Raw genomic sequence first — 20337 nt, 5'->3', positions numbered from 1 at the left:
GTATCTTTAGCTTCAATCTATAATCGTTCTTGTGAAAGCTTCTAACAGTTCCGTAAAAATTGATGGCATCGACAAAAAAATCTTGCGATTTTTAATGGAAGATGCCCGTAGACCTATTTTGGAAATTGCCCGAAACATAGGAATCTCTGGGGCAGCCATTCACCAACGATTACGTAAGCTGGAAAGCTCAGGCTTGTTATCGGGCTCTAAGTTCATTATCAATCCTAAAGTACTGGGATATACCACAATGGCCTATATTGGTATTTTTCTTGATAAGGCCATGGCCAATCCACAAGCCGTAAAACAACTTGAAAAAATCCCCGAGGTATTGGAATGTCACTATACTACTGGAAACTGGTCTATTCTTATTAAAGTATTGTGCAAGGACAATGAACATTTGATGGTTGTATTGAATAAAAAAATCCAACAAATAGAAGGTGTCTCCAGAACGGAAACCTTTATTTCGTTAAATCAACAGATTGACAGACAAATTTCAATCTAAAAAAACCTGCTTGAATCTCTTCAAACAGGTTTTGCATTATCTTTAATACGAGGCTTAGTCCCTTCCGCCAAAAACTTGGAATGCCCAATAAACCAAAGAGGCCAAAGCTCCCAAAGCAGCGACCAGATATGTTCTGGCAGCCCATTTAAGTGCATCTTCAGCACCTGCATATTCTTCTTGGCTTACCATGTTTTTTTGTTTTAACCAAGCTAAAGCCCTATTGCTGGCATCGTATTCCACAGGTAAGGTGACAAAACTAAACAATGTGGCAAACCCCATCATCACAAGCCCGGCAATTGCTATATAGTACCCAAGACCAACTCCGGCAGCCGCTCCTAACATCAATCCACCAAAAACCACCCAAGTGGACATACCAGAAGTAACACTAACAACGGGAACAAGTTTGGAACGCATGGTCAACCACTCATAGGCCTGCGCGTGTTGTACAGCATGGCCTACTTCGTGCGCAGCAACTGCAGCGGCAGAGGCATTACGTTGATTGTAAACACCTTCACTAAGGTTTACGGTTTTATTTTTTGGATTGTAATGATCGGTAAGCATCCCAGCGGTAGAAATTACCTTGACATCACTGATTCCATGATCATCCAACATTTTCTGGGCGATTTCCGCACCGCTCATGCCATTGCGCAAATGAACCTTCGAATATTTTTTGAACTTGCTCTTCAATCGGCTGCTTACCAACCAGCTTATTAGTGCAATCCCACCTATCAATATATAATATGTCATCATAGCTTTTCTGTTTTAATTCCTATAAATATACCAACTTAAAAGCAAAAACCCCGCCATTTTGAGGCAGGGCATATTTACTGACAAAATGTGTATTAAGCCATAGCAGGCTCCCAGTTAAAAGCTTCTGTTATCTCTTCATAAACTACTTCGCCTTCGATAATATTAAGACCTTTTGCAAGGTTTTTATCGAGATTACAAGCACTGCGCCATCCCATATTTGCCAACTTTAATACATAGGGCAGTGTTACGTTCGTCAAGGCAACTGTAGAGGTGTAAGGGACTGCCCCAGGCATATTTGCTACGCAATAGTGCACAACGTCATCAATAATATAAACGGGGTCTTCATGCGTGGTCGCTTTTGTGGTTTCCACGCATCCGCCTTGATCTACGGCAACATCTACGATTACAGTTCCGGGACGCATCTCCTTTAGCATATCCCGCGTAATCAAATTTGGAGCTTTGGCTCCTTTTAGAAGGACTCCCCCAATAATTAAATCATGGGTCTTTATAAGTTTTCTGATATTGAATTCACTTGAAAATTCGGTCACAACATGGCTTGGCATAACATCGTTAACATAGCGAAGTCGTTTCATGTTCACGTCTAAAATAGTAACATGGGCGCCTAAACCTGCTGCCATTTTTGCAGCTTGAATCCCTACCGTACCAGCTCCCAATACTAAAACTTTGCCTGGCGCGACGCCGGGGACGCCTCCTAAAAGCACCCCTCTTCCTTTTACGGGTTTCTCCAAGTACTTTGCCCCTTGCTGAATTGCCATTCTACCGGCAACTTCTGACATAGGCGTCAACAATGGCAACGTACCTTCATCATCCTCAACGGTTTCATATGCAATACAAATAGACTTACTGGCTATCATAGCTTTGGTCAATGCTTCACTAGAGGCAAAATGAAAATAGGTAAATACTATCTGTCCTTCTTTGATGAGTTGGTATTCTTCAGCGATTGGCTCCTTAACCTTTACGATCATATCGCTTGACGCATAAACCTCAGCAATTGTTCCTAAAATAGTAGCTCCGGCCTGTTGATAGTCTTTATCAAAAAATCCGCTTCCTTCCCCTGCTCCTGCTTGCACGTAAACGGTATGGTTGTTTTTCACCAATTCAAAAACCCCTGCTGGAGTCATCCCAACACGGCTTTCGTTGTTTTTGATTTCTTTAGGTACACCTACAATCATTTTGTTATTATTTTGATTAACAAGTCAAAGGTGCTGTAAAAATTTTAAAAATAAAAGCTAGATTAGATAAAAAGTAGGGGTATGTCGATAAAAAGTTATTTTTTTATATGAATACCCCTAAAAAATAGGGGTTTAAATTTTTATAAATGATATTTTTAAAAATTACCCTATATTTTTTTAGTGGTATTACTACTTATGTATGATTTTTAAAATAAGCATTGTAATGGCCAAGATACCCGTAATCACATTCGCCAAAATAATGGCCAGGCTTTCCAAATGGATTCCATAAATTATCCAAAGGATAAGCCCTGCAAGCAGAACAATGTACATGGTAAGTGATACATCTGCTGTAGATTTATGCTTTAATGCCTTGTACACTTGTGGCACAAATGCAGAGGTGGTCAATGTGGCTGCGATGAGACCAATGATTTCGATGGTTTCCATGAAATTGAAAATTTGTGTTTGTCATACTTCGACGGGCTCAGTATGACAAACATTTATAAACTGTACGCTTAGACGAGTTCAGCGTAACGCTATGCTGCATCACTTTATCCTACAATGTTCACAATCTTCCCGGGAACTACGATTACCTTTTTGGGGGTACGTCCTTCGAGTTGCGCTTGGGTTTTCTCGTGACCCATTACAGCAGCTTCAATCTCATCTTTACCCATATCCAAAGGAAGTTGCATCGTAAAGCGCATTTTTCCATTAAATGATATAGGGTATTCTTTGCTACTTTCCACTAAGTACTTTTCTTCAAATTTTGGAAAGGGCGCTTCTGCGACAGATTCGGTATAACCCAATTTTTCCCAGAGTTCCTCAGCTATGTGCGGCGCATAAGGTGAAACCAGAATGGCCAAAGGTTCCAAGATAGCTTTGCTGGTACACTTTTGGGAAGTGAGTTCATTAACGCAAATCATAAACGTGGAAACCGAGGTATTGAACGAAAAATTCTTAATGTCTTCTTCTACCTTTTTGATAGTCTTGTGCAGCGTTTTCAGATTTTCGGCCGTAGCTTCTGCTTCGACTCCACTCAGCGTACCATCTACTAATGGAGAGTATAATTTCCAAAGTTTTTTTAGAAAGGAATGCACCCCTGTTATCCCAGCGGTGTTCCAAGGTTTAGATTGTTCCAAAGGCCCCAAAAACATTTCGTATAGACGTAGACTGTCCGCTCCGTACTCTTCACAAATGGCATCGGGGTTGACAACGTTAAACCATCTTTTAGACATTTTTTCGATTTCCCTCCCAACGATATATTTACCATCTTCCAAAATAAATTCTGCATCACTAAATTCAGGTTGCCATTCTTTAAGAGCTTCAATATCCAATTCATCTGAAGAATTAATTAACGAAACATCTACATGAATTGAGTCAACTTGCTTAGACTGTACTAATCCATTTGATAGATAAGAGTTAGTCCCTGTCATCCTATAGACAATAGCACTCGTTCCCGTAATCATACCTTGGTTGATCAGTTTTTTGGCAAATTCCTCTTTTGGGGCTATTCCTTTATCAAACAAAAACTTCTGCCAAAATCGGGAATAGAGCAAATGTCCGGTTGCGTGCTCACTTCCGCCAATATAAAGGTCTACGTCTTCCCAATACTCGATAGCTTCTTTGGAATAAATGGCGTCACCATTATGCGGATCCATGTACCGATTAAAGTATTGGGAACTTCCAGCCCAACCGGGCATGGTGTTTAATTCAAGAGGAAAGATAGTAGTGTTGTCTATTTTCTCATTACTCACTACTTTATTCTCAATACTATTCCAAGCCCAATGCGTAGCATTTCCTAGAGGTGGCTCCCCTGTTTCCGTAGGCAGGTATTTTTCAACTTCGGGCAATTCCAACGGCAAATGCTCATCGGCAATCATCTGTGGCATTCCATCCACATAATAGACTGGAAAAGGTTCACCCCAATACCGTTGGCGACTGAATACCGCATCCCGAAGTCGGTAGTTCACTTTTCCTTCTCCCTGTCCTAGTTTTTCAAGTTCTTCAATCGCCTTTTTTACCGCTTTCTTATAATCAAGTCCATTTAAAAAGTCTGAATTCGCGATAACCGCGGTTGCCTTGTCGGCAAAAGCTTCTTCAGAAATATCTACTCCCTCAAAAATATTGGGAATTGGAATATTGTAGTGTTTTGCAAAATCATAATCGCGTTGATCTCCACAAGGTACAGCCATGACGGCCCCTGTTCCATAGCTTGCCAATACGTAATCCCCAATCCAAATAGGAACCGGTTCCTTAGTAAACGGATGCTCAGCATAAGCCCCGGTAAAAACTCCCGAAATGGTTTTTACATCTGCCATTCGGTCACGTTCAGAGCGTTTGGCCGTGGCTTCCACATAGGCATCGACCGCCTCTTTTTGCTCTTGTGTAGTAATTTTAGATACCAATTCATGTTCGGGAGCCAGAGTCATAAAGCTTACACCGAAAATAGTATCAGGTCGAGTCGTGAAGACTTCGATTTGATGTTGGTGATTGAGCGAAGTCGAAATCACATTTTGGTCGCTTCGACTACGCTCAGCGTCCAAACTGGCAATCACTTTAAAAGTCACCGAAGCCCCTTCAGAGCGACCAATCCAATTGGTTTGGGAATCCTTAAGCGGCTGAGGCCAATCAATGGTATCCAATCCATCCAACAAGCGTTGGGCATAAGCCGTTATACGCATACTCCATTGCGTCATTTTTTTCCGGATGACCGGATGCCCACCTCGTTCGGAAACTCCATTTACGATTTCATCATTGGCCAAAACGGTTCCCAGAGCAGGACACCAATTTACTTCGGTATCCGCCAAATAGGTCAATCTATATTTTAGAAGAATCTCTTGTTTGGTCCTATCTGAAAAACTGTTCCAATCTTCTGCATTAAAAATAGGCGTATCATCATCACAGGCTGCATTGATATCACTATTTCCACTTTTTTCAAAATGTGCAACCAACTCTGAAATTTCCTCGGCTTTGTCACTTGTTTTATTGTACCATGAATTGAACAATTGAATAAAAACCCATTGCGTCCATTTGTAATAACCAGGGTTGGATGTGCGCACTTCACGACTCCAGTCAAAGGAAAAACCTAGTTGATCCAACTGCTCTCTGTAACGCTTTATATTGGCTTCCGTGGTAATTGCCGGATGTTGTCCTGTTTGAATGGCATATTGTTCTGCGGGCAAACCAAAAGAATCATAGCCCATAGGGTGCAAAACATTGAATCCTTTATGCCTTTTATATCGTGCATAGATATCAGTGGCAATATACCCTAATGGATGTCCAACGTGCAGTCCCGCACCAGAGGGATAAGGAAACATGGAAAGTGCATAATACTTTGGCTTTTCAGAATTATTTAAAGCCTTAAAAGTTTCGTTTTCCGCCCAGTATTTTTGCCACTTGGCCTCAATTTCACGAAAATTATAGTTCATGGTAATTTCATCTTTTTCGAGTTGCAAAAATAGCTTTAATCCCCTAATTACGATTTACTTTTCTATTTTTACGTATTGATTTTCCTTTATGAGCCAATATATTGAACGATATCAACGAAGAAAACTAATATCCTCTTATTTTTCAGTGGTCTTGAGCATTGCTTTGGTACTTTTTTTACTCGGTGCCCTAGGACTTCTTGTTTTGAACACCAAAAAGATGGCAGATCATTTTAAGGAGCAGATAACCATTTCTGTCTTTTTAAAGGATAATGCAAAGCCCGTGGAAATTGAACAATTACAAAAAAGCTTGGCACTTGCGGAACATACCAAATCCGCCGATTATGTTTCTAAAGAAGATGCCGCTGAACAGTATAGCGAAGATATCGGGGAAAATTTCACCGATTTCCTTGGATACAATCCGCTTAAAAACTCAGTGGACGTTAATTTAAAGGCCGACTTTGTAACTCCTGAACAGATTGAGGCAATCGCTAATGACATCGCTTCCAAAACCTACGTAGATGAAGTTAGTTATGACAAGCCCTTGATTTCATTGCTCAACGATAATGTTCGTAAAATAAGTCTTTGGATTCTCATCGCCAGTGCTGTTTTCACATTAATTGCCGTGCTTTTGATCAATAGTTCCATACGCTTGTCCATATATTCCAAACGCTTTATCATCAAGACAATGCAAATGGTTGGCGCTACTAAAATATTTATACGCAGGCCCTTTATCTGGACAAATATCAAATTGGGAATGTTAGGCGCCACCCTTGCACTTATTGCCTTGGGCGTCCTACTCTATTATGTGAATTCCAATTTTCCGGAACTTAATCTCTTTCAGGATTTGGTAGTGTTGATAGCCTTATTTATTGGCGTCTTTGTCCTTGGAGTCATTATTTCTTGGGCGAGCACGCATATTGCCACGCAACGATTTTTGAACCTAAGGACAGATGATCTTTATTATTAACTTTGCGCCATGAGTAAGAAAAATAAGAATGTCCAAAAGCCAACGCCACAATTTATCTTTCAAAGGAAAAACTACATCTTTCTTTTTATTGGATTGGCCTTTATTGCACTAGGGTTTATTTTAATGACAGGCGGCGGCAGTGATGACCCCAATGTTTTTAACCCGGATATCTATAATTTTAGGAGAATACGTTTAGCTCCAACATTGGTTCTCATTGGACTTGGTATTCAAGTATATGCAATTTTGTTGAACCCTAACAAAAACAAAGAATAATTTGGACATTATCGATGCTATTATCCTTGGGATTATTCAAGGTCTGACCGAGTTTTTGCCTGTCTCTTCCAGCGGACACTTAGAATTGGGGAAGGCCATCTTGGGGAATGACTCGTTACCAGAAGAAAGCCTTTTGTTCACTGTAGTATTGCATTTCGCCACTGCACTGAGTACCATCGTTGTTTTCCGAAAAGATGTATGGGATATTATAAAGGGGTTGTTCCAATTTTCATGGAACGAACAGACACAATTCTCTTTAAAGATTATTGTTTCAATGATTCCTGCTGCTCTAGTTGGCTTTTTTCTTGAAGATTTCATGGAGGTTTTTTTTGATGGCGCTATTATCATAGTCGGTATTATGTTGTTGATAACAGCAGTTTTGTTGTATTTAGCTGATTTAGCGAAAACCACGGAAAAAGGGGTTTCTTTCAGAAGTGCTTTTGTGATAGGATTGGCACAGGCCGTGGCAATGCTACCTGGAATCTCAAGAAGTGGAGCCACAATTTCCACCGCTGTGCTATTGGGGATTGATAAAACAAAATCCGCTCGTTTTTCTTTCTTAATGGTCGTTCCCTTGATAATCGGCAAAGTAGCCAAGGATATTTTGAGTGGCGACATCAACTTTGAAGGTGGGGAAACCGCTGCCATGGGAGCAGGATTTATTGCGGCTTTCATCGCAGGACTTGCAGCATGTACCTGGATGATCAAATTGGTACGCCAAAGCAAGCTTACTTATTTTGCCATATACTGTCTAATTGTTGGTCTTATTGCCATTGCTTGGAGTATTTGGGGATAGTCACTTAACTTCTATCTAAACTAAACGTAGAACAGTTTGAAAACCAAAGAGGACTTTTTAAACGGCCAAATACTACTGATAGACAAACCCTTGGAATGGAGTTCTTTTCAGGCGGTCAACGCTTTAAAATGGGCTATTCGTAAAAAGTTTGGGCTTAAAAAAATAAAAATTGGTCATGCCGGCACTTTAGATCCTTTAGCCACAGGTTTGCTAATCATTTGTACGGGGAAATTCACAAAAAAAATTCCTGAACTTCAAGGACAGATAAAAGAATATACGGGTACTTTTACCTTAGGTGCCACTACACCATCTTTTGATATGGAAACGGAAATAAACCAAACCTTTCCAACGGAGAACCTTTCTGAAGAACTTATTCGTAAAACCACCCAAAAATTTATCGGAGAAATAGAACAAGTTCCTCCGGTATTCTCAGCACTAAAAAAAGACGGCAAACGTCTTTATGAATTTGCAAGGGAAGGAAAAGAAGTTGAAATCAAATCAAGGAAAATAACGATTTCCGAATTTGAAATCACGAAAATAAGCCTGCCAAAAGTGTATTTTCGCGTCGTTTGCAGCAAAGGAACTTATATCCGTTCCTTAGCCCACGATTTTGGAAAATCTCTAGAATCAGGGGCATATTTATCATCCCTTAGAAGAACCAAAATAGGGGATTTCAACGTAATTAATGCTGTAATACCAGCTGTTTTCAAGGAAAACCTTGAGGCTAAAAGTTAAATAGAGTAAGAAAAACAACTTAGGTATACTTATTGGAATAAAATAATTTTAAAAAAAAGCGGTTATTATATCACCATGAACCTAAACAGAAGCCAGTTATCATTTTTAATAACTTTTTTCTCAATGTCCCTTATCGTGCTGTTGCTTTACAACATTCACCTAGGAGGGGTCAAAGAGGAAGAGTACGTTATTGAAATGAGTTTAGCGGATGAGGATATTGAAGAACTGCTAAAGCAGGAAGAAGAAAGAATGGAGGAGTTGGCCAACAACGACCCCATTAAAAGCCATATGGCCTTTAACGAGACTGCAAAACCTTCTGTGGGTAATCCTGAACCTTTAAAGACCTTGGAAGAACTTTTAGAAGAGCGTGAACTGAACAGTGAGCAAAGCGAGTTTTCAAGTTCGGACAGTGATTATGCCGCGCATTTGAAGGAATTAGCCAAAAAAAGGGAAGAGAAAAAACAAAAATTGGGGGAACGTGAAGCTCAAAAAGAGGAGTTTACCAATAACTTGAAGGATAAACGCACCTCTATTTCCTATTCTTTACTGGACCGAAATGCCTATTCGCTTCCACCACCTATTTATACTTGTATTGAAGGTGGAAAAGTAGTCATCAATATCAAAGTAGATGCATCTGGCTATGTAGTCGAAGCGGACTTTAATGACCAAAGCTCTGGGACCAGTAATGGGTGCTTGGTGGATAACGCCATCGCTTATGCCCTAAAAGCAAGGTTTAGCCCAGATTCCAAAAATTCACAGATTGGAACGATTACCTATTTATTTCAGCGTAAGTAACGCTACCAAATCGTTTAGAATAGTCTGCCCTTTGTCTTTATTGTACCAAACTTGAAGGTCTTGTTTGAACTCTGGTGTAAGTTTTCCATGTTCTTCTTTATAGGCTTCGACCATCTTTGTCGCAACACTTGATCTTGGGCCCCACTCACCAAAAATCTCTTCTTTTTCTTGATTCCAAATAATGAGTTTGGGTATGGACTGGGAGCCGTTGGTCAAGAATTCGTTCATGAGCTCTAAATTTTCATCCCTCAGCACAATTTTGAGTTCAAAATTGGCATTTCTTTCTACAACTTTATTAATGACCGGCAAAGCTGGGGATGCGTCTCCACACCAGCTTTCGCTAATGACCAAAAAAGTAAACTTATTGGGAAGGTTTGCTATTTTGGTCTCAATTTCCAAAGGTATTTTCAATGTCTTGTCCCAACGATTCATTCTGCGGTCGTTGAGTTGCGTGTAATTGATCAGCGCTTCTGATTGATTTTCGCCAGTAGTTCTTTCATTTTGTGCCAAATCATGGACTAAGTCACGATATGTTTTATAATCCATCCCATTGGCAATATTTCTTTGAATCAAATCTTTTTTATCGCTCTTCATATTTTTTTCAACTACGACCATTGTATACTTTTTTCAAAATTAACCTTCAAATACAAGTTAAATTGTGATTTTTATCATTGGTTGTGTTACATGCCAATACCTTACAGTATCAAAAAAATGAAAACACGCTATCTTGATATTAATCGTTGAGTATTCTTTTTTTGACCATTCCACCTTTAGTATCATTTATACTGTTCATAACAACAAAAGCATTGGGGTCTATCTCGTTTAGTTCAATATTCAATTTTCTTATCTCCAATCGTGTGATTACCGTATAAATTACATCATATTGATTGTGCTCCCCTTTTTTTCCATACCCACCACTTGCTTTGTAGATGGTCAACCCCCGACCCAACTTTTCGGTCACCATTACCCTGATTTCCTCGCTTTTAGGAGAAATTATGGTGACCCCTGTATACTCTTCGATACCTTCAACTACAAAATCCAAAGTACGGGAAGCCGCCAAATATGTAAGCATGGAATACAACGCCGCTTCAATTGACAACAAATAGGCAGCGGCCAAAAAGATAACAATGTTGACAAGAATGATGACATCCCCAATCTTTACAGCTATTTTTTTACTTAGGAAGATGGCCAGAACCTCGGTTCCGTCCAAAACACTACCGCCCCTTATGGAGAGCCCAATACCAGCCCCTAAAAAAAAACCACCAAAGACGGCGACCAGCAACTTATCTTGGGTAACCTCTGGAAATTGAACAAATACCAAAACCATGGCCAACCCTAAAATCGCCAAAATTGCTTTTATGGTAAACTGCTTTCCTAATACCCTATAACCTAAAACCAAAAACGGAATGTTGACCAATATAATGAGCGCCCACAACGGCAAATTGGTGACTTCTGTAACCAATAAAGAAATCCCTGTAGCACCACCATCTATAAATCGGTTAGGCAATAAAAAGCTTTCTAATCCAAACGCGGCCGAAAAAATCCCCGTGACGATAAAAAAAGTATCCTTTATGTGTGAATTTATTTTCATTGCATCGTACTAATTTAAATTCCAGGATACCTTAGTCTACTTTTACATCAACTATAAAGTTTCTGGGTTAATCGCCAAACTCTTAAAGAGCTTTGCCTTGGTATAAAAAAACTTGTTCTGCACCTCATTTTGTTTTAGCGCGGCATCTATGAGCTTACTTTCCCTTGAATTGATCAGGAACAAAGAACTTTCGCCAAAACTGAATTTACGCTCTTCCGCACTTAAGAGTGTTCCATAGTCCCTAACAATATTGGCAATCAATTGGTTTTGGTTAGTATAGGAGTCGAGCTCTTGATAAATGGCCACAACCTTGTTTTGAATTTCGACCAAGGCATTGTCACGTTCAAATCGTGCATCACGTAGCTTAAATTTTGCCAACTTTAAGTCGCCGCGTTCCTTTCGCAGAAATAAGGGCAATCGAAACGTTATCCCTCCCTTATATTCACCAACATCGAAAGAATTGATACGATCTGGTGTTTCTGTTAAGAAATTATACTCTACATCCAAAACGGGCAACAGTTTATTTGCTTTTAACCGTCTATCCACATCCAAGCCATCAATCTTAAATTCCAAAGACCTTAACTTTGGATGATTCTCCAAAGTAAAGCTGTCCAAGGGTTTACCCATGATTTCTAGGGTTGCATCAATCTCACTGACAACATTCTCATCTGGGATTACCTCGGGCTCCAATTCCACCGGCACATCATTGATCCACAAAAAATTAGATAGCTCCAAGGATTTTTTCATCAACCTTACCTTGGCCTGTTCCAAGCCCAATGCCCGGTTCTGCACAGCAATTTTGGCTTCAACGGTATCAATTATCGCTATGTCGCCAGCTAGGGCGCTCTGTTTCACCCCTTGAAATCTGACCTCTGCATTCTCCAGAAAATCATCAAAAATCATTGCATCTTTGTATGCCCTTAACCAATCAAAATAAGCCAAAGATGCCTTATATAAAACTTCGTTGACCAATAAGTCCTGATCTGCCTTGGATTGTTCCCTAAATAATTTAGCGCGTTTTAGGGTAGCCATTCGTTCATTGATCCAAAAACCTTCTGCCAAAGACATTGATACTCCAGCACTATAGAGTCCATCTTCTGGTACAAATTCGTCTGTACTGATAAAGTCTCCTTGATTTTGCTCAAAATTACCCTTTAGTTCAATACCGAACCATGTGGGAACCTTGAAGGTGGTATTGAGCCTGTCCCAATATTCAATATCCTTAAAATCCTTGCGTTCATAATCCACCTCTATTTTTGGATCAAAGCCACCTCTTGCTTTCATTAGGTTGGCCTGACCTATTGGTATGGTCAACTGTGCCTGTTTTGCAATAGGATGGAACTTTTTTACATAACCCAGATATTCCTTAAAATTAAGCACGATGGAATCTTGCTGTGCTTGAATACAAAGGATCGACAGAAAAAAGAGAATCCCAAACAGGGTATGCTTCTTATTTCTTTTTAGCATCGGCCATGGTATTTTGAGGTTGATAATAATTTGGAGGGAAGCCATTTAACTGTCTCCAGAGTTCGAACCATATGGGCACATCTTCTAAAAGCGCCATGGTATTTGCACCAGAACCAACACGTAAATCTTTTGGCCATTCCTGATCATCAACATCTGGGGCCAACAAAATCCTGTATTTACCATTGTCACTAATAAAAGTTTCTATAGCTACAACTACTCCACCGTAAGTCCCGTATGATACATTGGGCCAACCACTAAAGACTATTGCCGGCCAACCATCAAATTGTATACGTACTTTTTCTCCAAGATGTAACAAGGGTAAATCTATAGGGGCCACAAATGTTTCCACAGCCATCTCATAGTCAGATGGCATAATACCGACCAATCTATCCCCTTCTTTAAATGTCTCTCCAATACCTGATTGTATTGCCCTATTAATAAATCCGCTTTGAGGCGCTTTAATGTAAAGGAGATCATTTCGTATCTCATAATTGGAGCGTGAATTCTCCAATTTTGTAACCTGAGCCTCAGAATCAAACTGATTGGACTGTGCTGTAAACATATCACTTTGGGCCTTCGAGATTTTATCGGTATATTCTGCATTTACCCTACTGATCTCAACCTGAGCATTAATAACTTCGTTCTTGCTTGCCAATAATTTGTTTTCCTGAGAAATCAACTTAGCTTGTGTTTCTTGAAGCTTTAGACGCTTTTCTTCAACATCTGTTATAGCTTTTAAACCTTCTTTCTCCAGTTGAACCACACGATCATATTGTCTTTCTGCAATTGAAATATTGGTTTTTGCGGCTTCAAGGTCAATACTATCACTTTGCACCTTTAATTTCGATTGAAGCAATTTGTTCTTTGATTGTTCCAATTTTAACCCTCTTTCATTGGACAATGCCCCAATCTGTGTATTGAGTGCCTTTACTTTTTCCTCGTACGAGGTAACGGCCATGGATTTGGCTTTAATCTGCTGTCCTGTTCGTTCTATAAGGTTCGGGTCAAAATATTCACTCTTTATTTCAGAAATAAAAAGTATCGTATCTCCTTTTTTTACATAATCCCCCTCTCTTACATACCACTTTTCTATTCTACCTGGGATAGGTGATTGTATGGTTTGTGGTCGTTGATCCGGTGTTAATGTCGTCAAAAACCCTTTGCCAGATATATTCTGGGTCCATGGTAAGAACAATATGATTAAGGCAATGATGAAAAAAGCTGCTAAAAACCTATTAAACTGCTTGTAATGGGTTCTATAAAAGACTTTTTTTACCGCCTTGTAATTGCTTAGATCAATTTTTTTGTTCAATTTGTTGGGTGAGATATTTAGCATAGCCTTTTATCTTTCGTTAATCAATTTTCCATTTTCCATAGTGATAATACGGCCGCAGCGTGTTGTCCACTTAGGATTCTTACTTACAATTACCAACGCCCATCCATTGGAACTATCTGTTAAAAAGTCCATTATTTGGGTTGATTCATCATCTCCAAACTGATCTAACGGGTCTTTTAGGATCAGTAGTTTTGGTTTTGTTACGATGCTACGTGCTAGAACAATCTTCTTGGAAATCGTGTAAGGAATCTGTTTTCCTTCCGGATATAGAACTGTGTTCAATCCTTGAGGTTGATCTTTTACAAATTGCGTTAACCCTGTTTTCTCTAATGCCCAGTACACATCTTCTTGTGGAATACCTTTATTCCCAAATGTGATATTGTTGAGGAGAGTGCCCTCAAATGGAGATTCTTCACTTAGTGATTTTCCAAGATGGGAACGATAATAATTAAGGTTTACACCTTGTAAAGCTACATCGTTTACAAATATCTTTCCTTCATCTGGTTCCAAGATACCTGCTATCAATCTTAGTAGAGTAGACTTTCCGGAACCGCTAGGGCCTTGCAACAAAATAGTACAGGTGGGAGTTATCGTTAAAGAGACTTTATCAATAATTTTTTTATCTCTTTCTGGAACCTTATATGCCACATCGTCAAGTTCAACTGTGAAGCCTTGTCTCTCGGTAAACGGTTTTTCTCCTGATTGAGGTTCAAGCTCTTTATCCACTACTTGCCCCAACTTTTCCAAAGAAGTCAGCAAATCATAAAAAGTCTCTAATCCCAATATCATTTTTTCAACAGAACTTATGACCAATAGAATAATAATCTCGGCAGCAACAAACTGTCCAATATTCATTTCTTGATTTAAGACCAACAATCCTCCAATCAATAAAAGTCCTGCAGTTACCAAAACCTTAAAACCTATCATCTGAATAAACTGAAGCACCAATATTTTAAAGTGGCTCTCGCGCGCATCCAAATAGTTAGCTACCAGGGTATCGTTCTTATCAATGGCATGGGATGTCCCACCAGACAACTTAAAACTGATGATAGACCTTGCCACCTCTTGAATCCAATGGGCTACTTTATATTTATTCTTGGATTCATCTAAACTGGTCTCAAGACCTCGTTGTGCCGTAAATTTAAAAACCACATAGATGAGCAATAGCAGCAGCAAACCATAAATGATAAAAAAAGGATGATAGAAGGACAGTAATAATAGTCCAAATATTATCTGTAACAGTGCTGCAGGAAAGTCTATCAAAATTTTGGACAGTCCCTTTTGCACTGTAAGTGTATCAAAAAAACGGTTGGCCAATTCTGGCGGATAATAGTTTCGAAGCTCGCTCATTTTGATTTTTGGAAACCTATATGCAAATTCAAATGAGGCACGAGTAAATATTTTTTGCTGAACATTTTCAATGATACGTATCTGCATTAATTGAAGAATGCCTACAAAAGCAACTCCCAAAGTCACCAAGATGACCAAAATCACCCATGATGTGCTTACTTGTGCTCCTTGAATGAGATTAATTATTGCTTGTATGCCCAAAGGCAATGAAAGATTTACCAAGCCGGCAAAAACGGCGTAATAAAAAACTTGTAGTACATCCTTCTTATCCAATTTTAGCATGTTGATCAAACGCTGCCAAGCCGTAAGAATAGTTTTAGGCATTATTTTTTGGTTTTAAGGTCCTAAAGACCAGGTCTGTAAAGTATTGTGTTGGGGTAGTCGTTTGGTTGCAGTCAGTCAACATGGGAAAATGTTCCTTGAGAAAATATTGGTGAAGACATCCTTCCAGTATTGTACTGGCCAAACTAGATGGATAAGGATAATCATTGTCCATAGCTACAATCATTTCGTATAGACGGTTTACCAACCTTTTGTATATGATAAAATAGCCTTCTTTATTCTCTTGGTCAACTTCTTTGGTAAGATAAGATTTTGAATATTCATTAATCACTATCTTACTTAATAAAATTTCGTTAATATGTGAAAACGATACATCTTCCTCAACGGTCTGGGTTAAAATTTCTATTGCAGTGCGTAATTTTTCCTTTCTATCAGCGATACCATTTGTGGCGAATACCATTTTATATTCCAACCATCCCCAATACCAAGAGGTCAAATAAAGTAAGAGTTTATGTTTGTTTTCAAAATAACGGTAGATAGAGCTTTCGTTTGATTTAATACGTTCTCCAAGCTTCCTAAAAGTGAAGCTTTCAAAACCCATCTCATCTATCATTAAAATGCTTTGCTCAATTATTCTTTTGCCTAGATTAGAAGATTCAGGGTCTTTTACATAAATCTTATTATTTATGTCTATTCGTATTGATTGCATTAGTCTTTCCATGTATACCACACATTAAGGTTTCAAGACAAATATAAAAGTATTACTATTGAATTATAATAGTTTAACTACTTATTAACAGTAGTAATACTTTTTTTAGCTGGAATATTTGTTATATTTATTAAGTTTTATCCTATAAGCAAAAGCTATGAAAACACAATTACTCTTTATTATATATACTGTTTTTTTAAGTTTTCAACTGGTAGCACAAGACCGGTCCCATCATATTTCTTTTAAACATTTTACGGAAAGTAGAGGGGATTTGGAAAAAGGATTGCTTTTGGAGATACCATATTCGGATGTAGTTGTAATGAACAACTCACTGAATTCATCTTCAGGTTTTGGTTTTACCATGAATTTTCATGGAAACGTTGTTGTCATTGACCAGATGAATGTTATGCCCGATGGAAGTACTCAAGTAGTGATGCGCAGGGAAGATGGAAAAGATTTTTATGGCTATACCCCTACGCTAAAAGCTGTATTGGTAAAAAATAATATGAAAGATATAAATCAACCTTAAATCTATGTAAACATGAAGAAGCCTATCCTATTTTTAATTGCCTTAGTACTATCAGCGTACAGTTTAATGGCACAACAACAAGAGAATTATTCAGATTTGGTAAAGGTTGGGGATGAACTCCTTATCGATGCACCTTCAGCTTCATCCTATCAACACATTAATGTTCCCAAGAAAAACTTTATCATTAAACGTGGTGGCGTTCCAGATATGAAAACCTTAAAAAGTTCCGTGGTGACAGTCACCAAAATATCCAATGATGAAAATCCTATAATCACCTTTAAAAAAACGAACGGGAAAAAGTTTTTTAGGGTCTACAAAACATTGACCGCAGACCTGAATGAAGCGGTTGCAAGTGGAGAAATTCAAATACGGGAAAGAGGAAACAAGAAATCAATGACCAAGTAGCGCTATCTTAAAACTTGGACATGGCTTTAATGCGTAAGAAACCGTTTCCTCTTTACGCATTTGCTGATTATTTCTTTATCGTATGGTCTTATTACACATTGTCTGTCACTCCTCTGAACAAGCTACAGCAATAGTTGATTTTTTACTTGATGAGAAGCTCGTTCTCAATGCCATTGTTTCAAATAAATTGGTGTACAAACAATTAAACGAGAATAAGAAGGAAAGTTTTGAGCAAACACTAGTAATGGGCACAACAAAAGCTCTGCTATTCTCTAAAATAAACCAAAGAATTCAAAAAAAGTTTACTAAACATCCACCACTTATCTACGCCATGCCCATAATTTATATGGATGAACTCCAAGGTGATACCCTAAGGGAACGTACCGAAAAAGTATAGATGACAAGAGTACCTATCTACAGTTTAAAAACACATATGATTTTATAATTATAAAAATTATTAATGTTTTTCATAATTAATATAAATAAAATTATATGATTACATATTCGCATTTTTGCCAAAAACAATATAACAAATGAATAGAATTACCATCGCAAAAGGTGACGGAATTGGCCCAGAAATAATGGAAGCCACGTTACAAATTTTGGAAGCAGCAGGTGCACAATTAGAAATGGATGAGATAGAAGTAGGTGAAAATGCATATCTAAAGGGAAACACTTCTGGGATATCCAAAGAATCTTGGGATATCATTAGAAAAAACAAGGTCTTTCTGAAAGCTCCGATAACCACTCCACAAGGCGGAGGTTATAAAAGTTTGAACGTAACCACCAGAAAATCTCTTGGACTTTATTCCAATGTAAGACCATGCCGTAGTATACATCCATTTGTAAAGACTAAACATCCAGAAATGGATGTCGTAATTATTAGGGAAAATGAAGAAGACCTTTATGCCGGAATAGAGCATCAGCAAACTGATGAAGTCGTTCAATGCCTTAAATTGATTAGTAGACCGGGCTGTGAAAAAATAGTGCGCTACGCTTTTGAATATGCCAAAAAATATAACAGAAAAAAAGTTACCTGCTTTACCAAGGACAACATCATGAAACAAACCGATGGGCTTTTCCATCAGGTTTTTGATGAAATTGCCGCGGAGTACCCAGAAATTACCAACGAACATTGGATTATAGATATAGGCGCTGCAAAATTGGCAGATACACCAGAAATATTTGATGTAATCGTAATGCCTAACCTGTATGGAGATGTATTATCTGATGTAGCTGCGCAAATTACGGGGTCGGTGGGACTTGCAGGATCGGCGAATATTGGAGAAAGTTGTGCTATGTTCGAAGCTATACATGGTTCAGCACCACGTAGGGCAGGACAAAACTTGGCCAATCCATCTGGATTATTAAGAGGTGCCATTATGATGCTTAACCATCTAGGACAAAATGATATTGCCGAAAAGGTTGAAAATGCATGGTTGAAAACAATGGAGGATGGTATCCATACCTACGATATTTTCGATGAGAAAACCAGCAAAGAAAAAGTTGGCACCAAAGAATTTGCCGCTGCGGTCATTGCCAATTTGGGCCAGAAGCCAAAAACCTTGAAAAGTGTTTCTTACGAACAAACAGGTCCCCTTAATCTGCCTAGTACTGCTAGAAAAGAACCTGTTTTAAAAGAATTGAAAGGAGTTGATATTTTCGCCCACTGGTCAGGAACAAATCCCAACGAGATTGCAACGCAACTTCAAAAAATGGAAAATGACAAATTAAAGCTACAAGTCATTACAAATAGAGGGGTGAAAGTCTGGCCAAACGGATTCGAGGAAACATTCTGTACGGACCACTGGAGATGTCGTTTTGCCGTAACCGGCGAAGGTTCTATCAAAAACTCAGAAGTTGTTGAGCTGTTAAGTAGGGCAATCACACATGATATTGATGTTATAAAAACAGAAAATCTTTACTTTTTTAATGGAAAACAAGCTTTTTCAATGGCTCAAGGGCAGTAAGGGTAAATTATTGCAGAAAAAGAGCATTTCTAACGAAGATGAATGCCAAACGTATAATGTGCGTTTGGTAGAGGGTGAATTTGACCCTGCTGAATCTGCCGAAGTGCTCCTTTCCCTGCTCAACTATAAAATCAAGTTTCATACGGTTCAACTGTTAAACCTAAAAGAAACCCAAAACAGTGATCCAGAAAAATCGCAAAAAAGAATAGAAGACCTTAAAGCTGCAAAACAGAAAGTTACAGAACTTGTAGTGCAAGCAAGAAACAAAGGTCAAACACTGGAAATACGGAGTATTCTTAATATCAAGATAAAATAGCACCCTTATATTTTCTATTTAATATTGATTAAACCACTCGAAGTTGGTATCAATAACTTCTTGTTTTTGATTTTTTAGATAATCCAATAATGCCACGGCAACCGGTGATAGCTTTTTATTCTTTAACCAAACTAAGTTCCACATTGTAGTGATGGGGAGGTTTTTTAACGGTATTATTTTTATTTCACCATTGCTCAATTCATTTTTAAGCCCAATTAAAGGCATAATAGAGCAACCCAGGCCAGCTATGACTGCTTGCTTTACAGCTTCATTAGAGGTCAATTCTATTTTCTTGGCTATGGTTATGCTCTTTTCGAGCAAATAATTTTCCATTGCTGCACGGGTAGCCGAGCCTTTTTCCCTTAAAATTAAAGGTGTGTCTTTTGAGAATGCGCTCTTACTTAATTTGACTTTTTCAAAATATTTTGGATTTCCCACGAGATACAGCACGTTTCGCATCAAGCTTATCTTTTCCAAATTCAAATGATCAGGTAAAACACTCACCAAAGCAAAATCGACTAGGTTCTCTTCCAAACTTTCCACAACTTGTGTTTTGTTCGTAACATCCATGCTCAAGTCAACCCCCGAGTTGTCGCGCATAAATCCAGAAAGAAAATAAGGCATGACATACTTTCCCGTAGAGACTACCGATATTTTTAGTTTCCCCGCCAACTCACCTTTAAATGTGAGCAATTTGTAGTTTATGCTATCCACCTCATTAAGAATCCGTTTGGCCGCCAATGCTATTTCTTTTCCAAAATCCGTAACAAAAAGCTGTCTTCCAACCACTTCGGTCAAAGGAATTGGAAACTGGTTCTGAAAATTCTTTAATTGGATGGAAACTGCAGGCTGTGTTAGATGAAGTTCTTCAGAGGCCTTTGTAATACTTTGTTTATCAGCTATTTTAGAAAATATTCGAAGTTGGTGCAATGTATAATTCATAAAA

General features: G+C 38.5%; 22 protein-coding genes. 11 read left to right on the top strand and 11 right to left on the bottom strand.

Going from position 1 to position 20337, the window contains the following annotated elements; translation table 11 throughout:
- Positions 1-31 precede the first annotated feature (31 nt).
- A complete protein-coding gene (locus LV716_RS09850; protein WP_163417569.1) occupies positions 32-502 on the top strand; it encodes an Lrp/AsnC ligand binding domain-containing protein in 471 nt (156 codons plus the stop codon).
- Positions 503-556: 54 nt separating this feature from the next.
- On the opposite strand, the gene LV716_RS09845 is transcribed toward LV716_RS09850, so the two are convergent.
- The 4 genes from LV716_RS09845 to leuS all read right to left on the bottom strand — a co-directional run bounded on the left by LV716_RS09845 (position 557) and on the right by leuS (position 5870).
- Entirely contained in the window at positions 557-1252 is a 696-nt protein-coding gene (locus LV716_RS09845; RefSeq protein WP_163417568.1) for a zinc metallopeptidase, read from the bottom strand.
- A 92-nt stretch (positions 1253-1344) separates the two neighbouring features.
- Complete coding sequence (ald, locus tag LV716_RS09840) at positions 1345-2445, bottom strand: alanine dehydrogenase (protein ID WP_163417567.1); 1101 nt, start codon at positions 2443-2445, stop codon at positions 1345-1347.
- 189 nt (positions 2446-2634) lie between these two features.
- Positions 2635-2889: a SemiSWEET family sugar transporter gene (locus LV716_RS09835; RefSeq protein WP_163417566.1), complete on the bottom strand. Its 255-nt coding sequence runs from the start codon at positions 2887-2889 to the stop codon at positions 2635-2637.
- Positions 2890-2993: 104 nt separating this feature from the next.
- A complete protein-coding gene (gene leuS / locus LV716_RS09830) occupies positions 2994-5870 on the bottom strand; it encodes a leucine--tRNA ligase (RefSeq protein WP_163417565.1) in 2877 nt (958 codons plus the stop codon).
- 88 nt (positions 5871-5958) lie between these two features.
- Here leuS and LV716_RS09825 point away from each other — a divergent pair, with 88 nt between their 5' ends.
- The 5 genes from LV716_RS09825 to LV716_RS09805 all read left to right on the top strand — a co-directional run bounded on the left by LV716_RS09825 (position 5959) and on the right by LV716_RS09805 (position 9436).
- Positions 5959-6837, top strand: a complete 879-nt coding sequence (locus tag LV716_RS09825; RefSeq protein ID WP_163417564.1) for an ABC transporter permease — start codon at positions 5959-5961, stop codon at positions 6835-6837.
- Between the two features lie 9 nt (positions 6838-6846).
- The gene (locus tag LV716_RS09820) at positions 6847-7110 is read left to right on the top strand and encodes a DUF3098 domain-containing protein (RefSeq protein WP_163417563.1); all 264 of its coding nucleotides are present in this window, start codon (positions 6847-6849) and stop codon (positions 7108-7110) included.
- A gap of 1 nt (position 7111) precedes the next feature.
- Positions 7112-7906 carry an undecaprenyl-diphosphate phosphatase gene (locus tag LV716_RS09815; protein ID WP_163417562.1) on the top strand — a complete coding sequence of 265 codons (795 nt, stop codon included), beginning with the start codon at positions 7112-7114 and terminating at the stop codon, positions 7904-7906.
- Positions 7907-7942: 36 nt separating this feature from the next.
- Entirely contained in the window at positions 7943-8641 is a 699-nt protein-coding gene (gene truB / locus LV716_RS09810; protein WP_163417561.1) for a tRNA pseudouridine(55) synthase TruB, read from the top strand.
- Between the two features lie 75 nt (positions 8642-8716).
- On the top strand, positions 8717-9436 hold the full coding sequence (locus tag LV716_RS09805; RefSeq protein ID WP_163417560.1) for a hypothetical protein: 720 nt from the start codon (positions 8717-8719) through the stop codon (positions 9434-9436).
- Here the strand turns inward: LV716_RS09805 and LV716_RS09800 are convergent.
- The 6 genes from LV716_RS09800 to LV716_RS09775 form a co-directional block, all read right to left on the bottom strand.
- Positions 9419-10051: a thioredoxin family protein gene (locus tag LV716_RS09800; RefSeq protein ID WP_163417559.1), complete on the bottom strand. Its 633-nt coding sequence runs from the start codon at positions 10049-10051 to the stop codon at positions 9419-9421. The two genes, LV716_RS09805 and LV716_RS09800, sit on opposite strands and share 18 nt — an antisense overlap.
- A gap of 118 nt (positions 10052-10169) precedes the next feature.
- The gene (locus tag LV716_RS09795; RefSeq protein WP_163417558.1) at positions 10170-11027 is read right to left on the bottom strand and encodes a YitT family protein; all 858 of its coding nucleotides are present in this window, start codon (positions 11025-11027) and stop codon (positions 10170-10172) included.
- Between the two features lie 51 nt (positions 11028-11078).
- Positions 11079-12494, bottom strand: a complete 1416-nt coding sequence (locus LV716_RS09790) for a TolC family protein (RefSeq protein WP_163417557.1) — start codon at positions 12492-12494, stop codon at positions 11079-11081.
- Positions 12478-13830 carry an HlyD family secretion protein gene (locus LV716_RS09785; RefSeq protein WP_163417556.1) on the bottom strand — a complete coding sequence of 451 codons (1353 nt, stop codon included), beginning with the start codon at positions 13828-13830 and terminating at the stop codon, positions 12478-12480. Before LV716_RS09785 ends, LV716_RS09790 begins: the two co-directional genes overlap by 17 nt.
- A 6-nt stretch (positions 13831-13836) precedes the next feature.
- Positions 13837-15504 (bottom strand): peptidase domain-containing ABC transporter, encoded by a 1668-nt coding sequence (locus LV716_RS09780; protein ID WP_163417555.1) that lies wholly within the window; start codon positions 15502-15504, stop codon positions 13837-13839.
- Positions 15497-16183 carry a TetR/AcrR family transcriptional regulator gene (locus LV716_RS09775; RefSeq protein WP_163417554.1) on the bottom strand — a complete coding sequence of 229 codons (687 nt, stop codon included), beginning with the start codon at positions 16181-16183 and terminating at the stop codon, positions 15497-15499. The genes LV716_RS09780 and LV716_RS09775 overlap by 8 nt, the downstream gene beginning before the upstream one ends.
- Before the next feature lie 145 nt (positions 16184-16328).
- On the opposite strand from LV716_RS09775, the gene LV716_RS09770 reads away from it, so the two are divergent.
- From LV716_RS09770 to LV716_RS09750, 5 genes are all read left to right on the top strand, one after another.
- A complete protein-coding gene (locus LV716_RS09770) occupies positions 16329-16700 on the top strand; it encodes a hypothetical protein (protein ID WP_163417553.1) in 372 nt (123 codons plus the stop codon).
- A 12-nt stretch (positions 16701-16712) separates the two neighbouring features.
- Positions 16713-17105 (top strand): hypothetical protein, encoded by a 393-nt coding sequence (locus LV716_RS09765; protein ID WP_163417552.1) that lies wholly within the window; start codon positions 16713-16715, stop codon positions 17103-17105.
- Between the two features lie 82 nt (positions 17106-17187).
- Positions 17188-17502 (top strand): divalent cation tolerance protein CutA, encoded by a 315-nt coding sequence (locus LV716_RS09760; protein ID WP_163417551.1) that lies wholly within the window; start codon positions 17188-17190, stop codon positions 17500-17502.
- Positions 17503-17638: 136 nt separating this feature from the next.
- On the top strand, positions 17639-19075 hold the full coding sequence (locus LV716_RS09755; RefSeq protein WP_163417550.1) for an NADP-dependent isocitrate dehydrogenase: 1437 nt from the start codon (positions 17639-17641) through the stop codon (positions 19073-19075).
- Positions 19038-19391 (top strand): hypothetical protein, encoded by a 354-nt coding sequence (locus tag LV716_RS09750; RefSeq protein WP_163417549.1) that lies wholly within the window; start codon positions 19038-19040, stop codon positions 19389-19391. Before LV716_RS09755 ends, LV716_RS09750 begins: the two co-directional genes overlap by 38 nt.
- 18 nt (positions 19392-19409) lie before the next feature.
- Here LV716_RS09750 and LV716_RS09745 read toward each other — a convergent pair whose 3' ends face one another.
- Entirely contained in the window at positions 19410-20333 is a 924-nt protein-coding gene (locus tag LV716_RS09745) for a LysR family transcriptional regulator (protein WP_163417548.1), read from the bottom strand.
- Between the last annotated feature and the right edge of the window lie 4 nt (positions 20334-20337).

This window comes from Flagellimonas sp. HMM57 (genome assembly GCF_021390175.1).
Lineage (GTDB): Bacteria > Bacteroidota > Bacteroidia > Flavobacteriales > Flavobacteriaceae > Flagellimonas.
The sequence above is the reverse complement of the archived record's forward strand: the minus strand, read 5'-3'. Positions and strand labels throughout refer to the sequence as shown.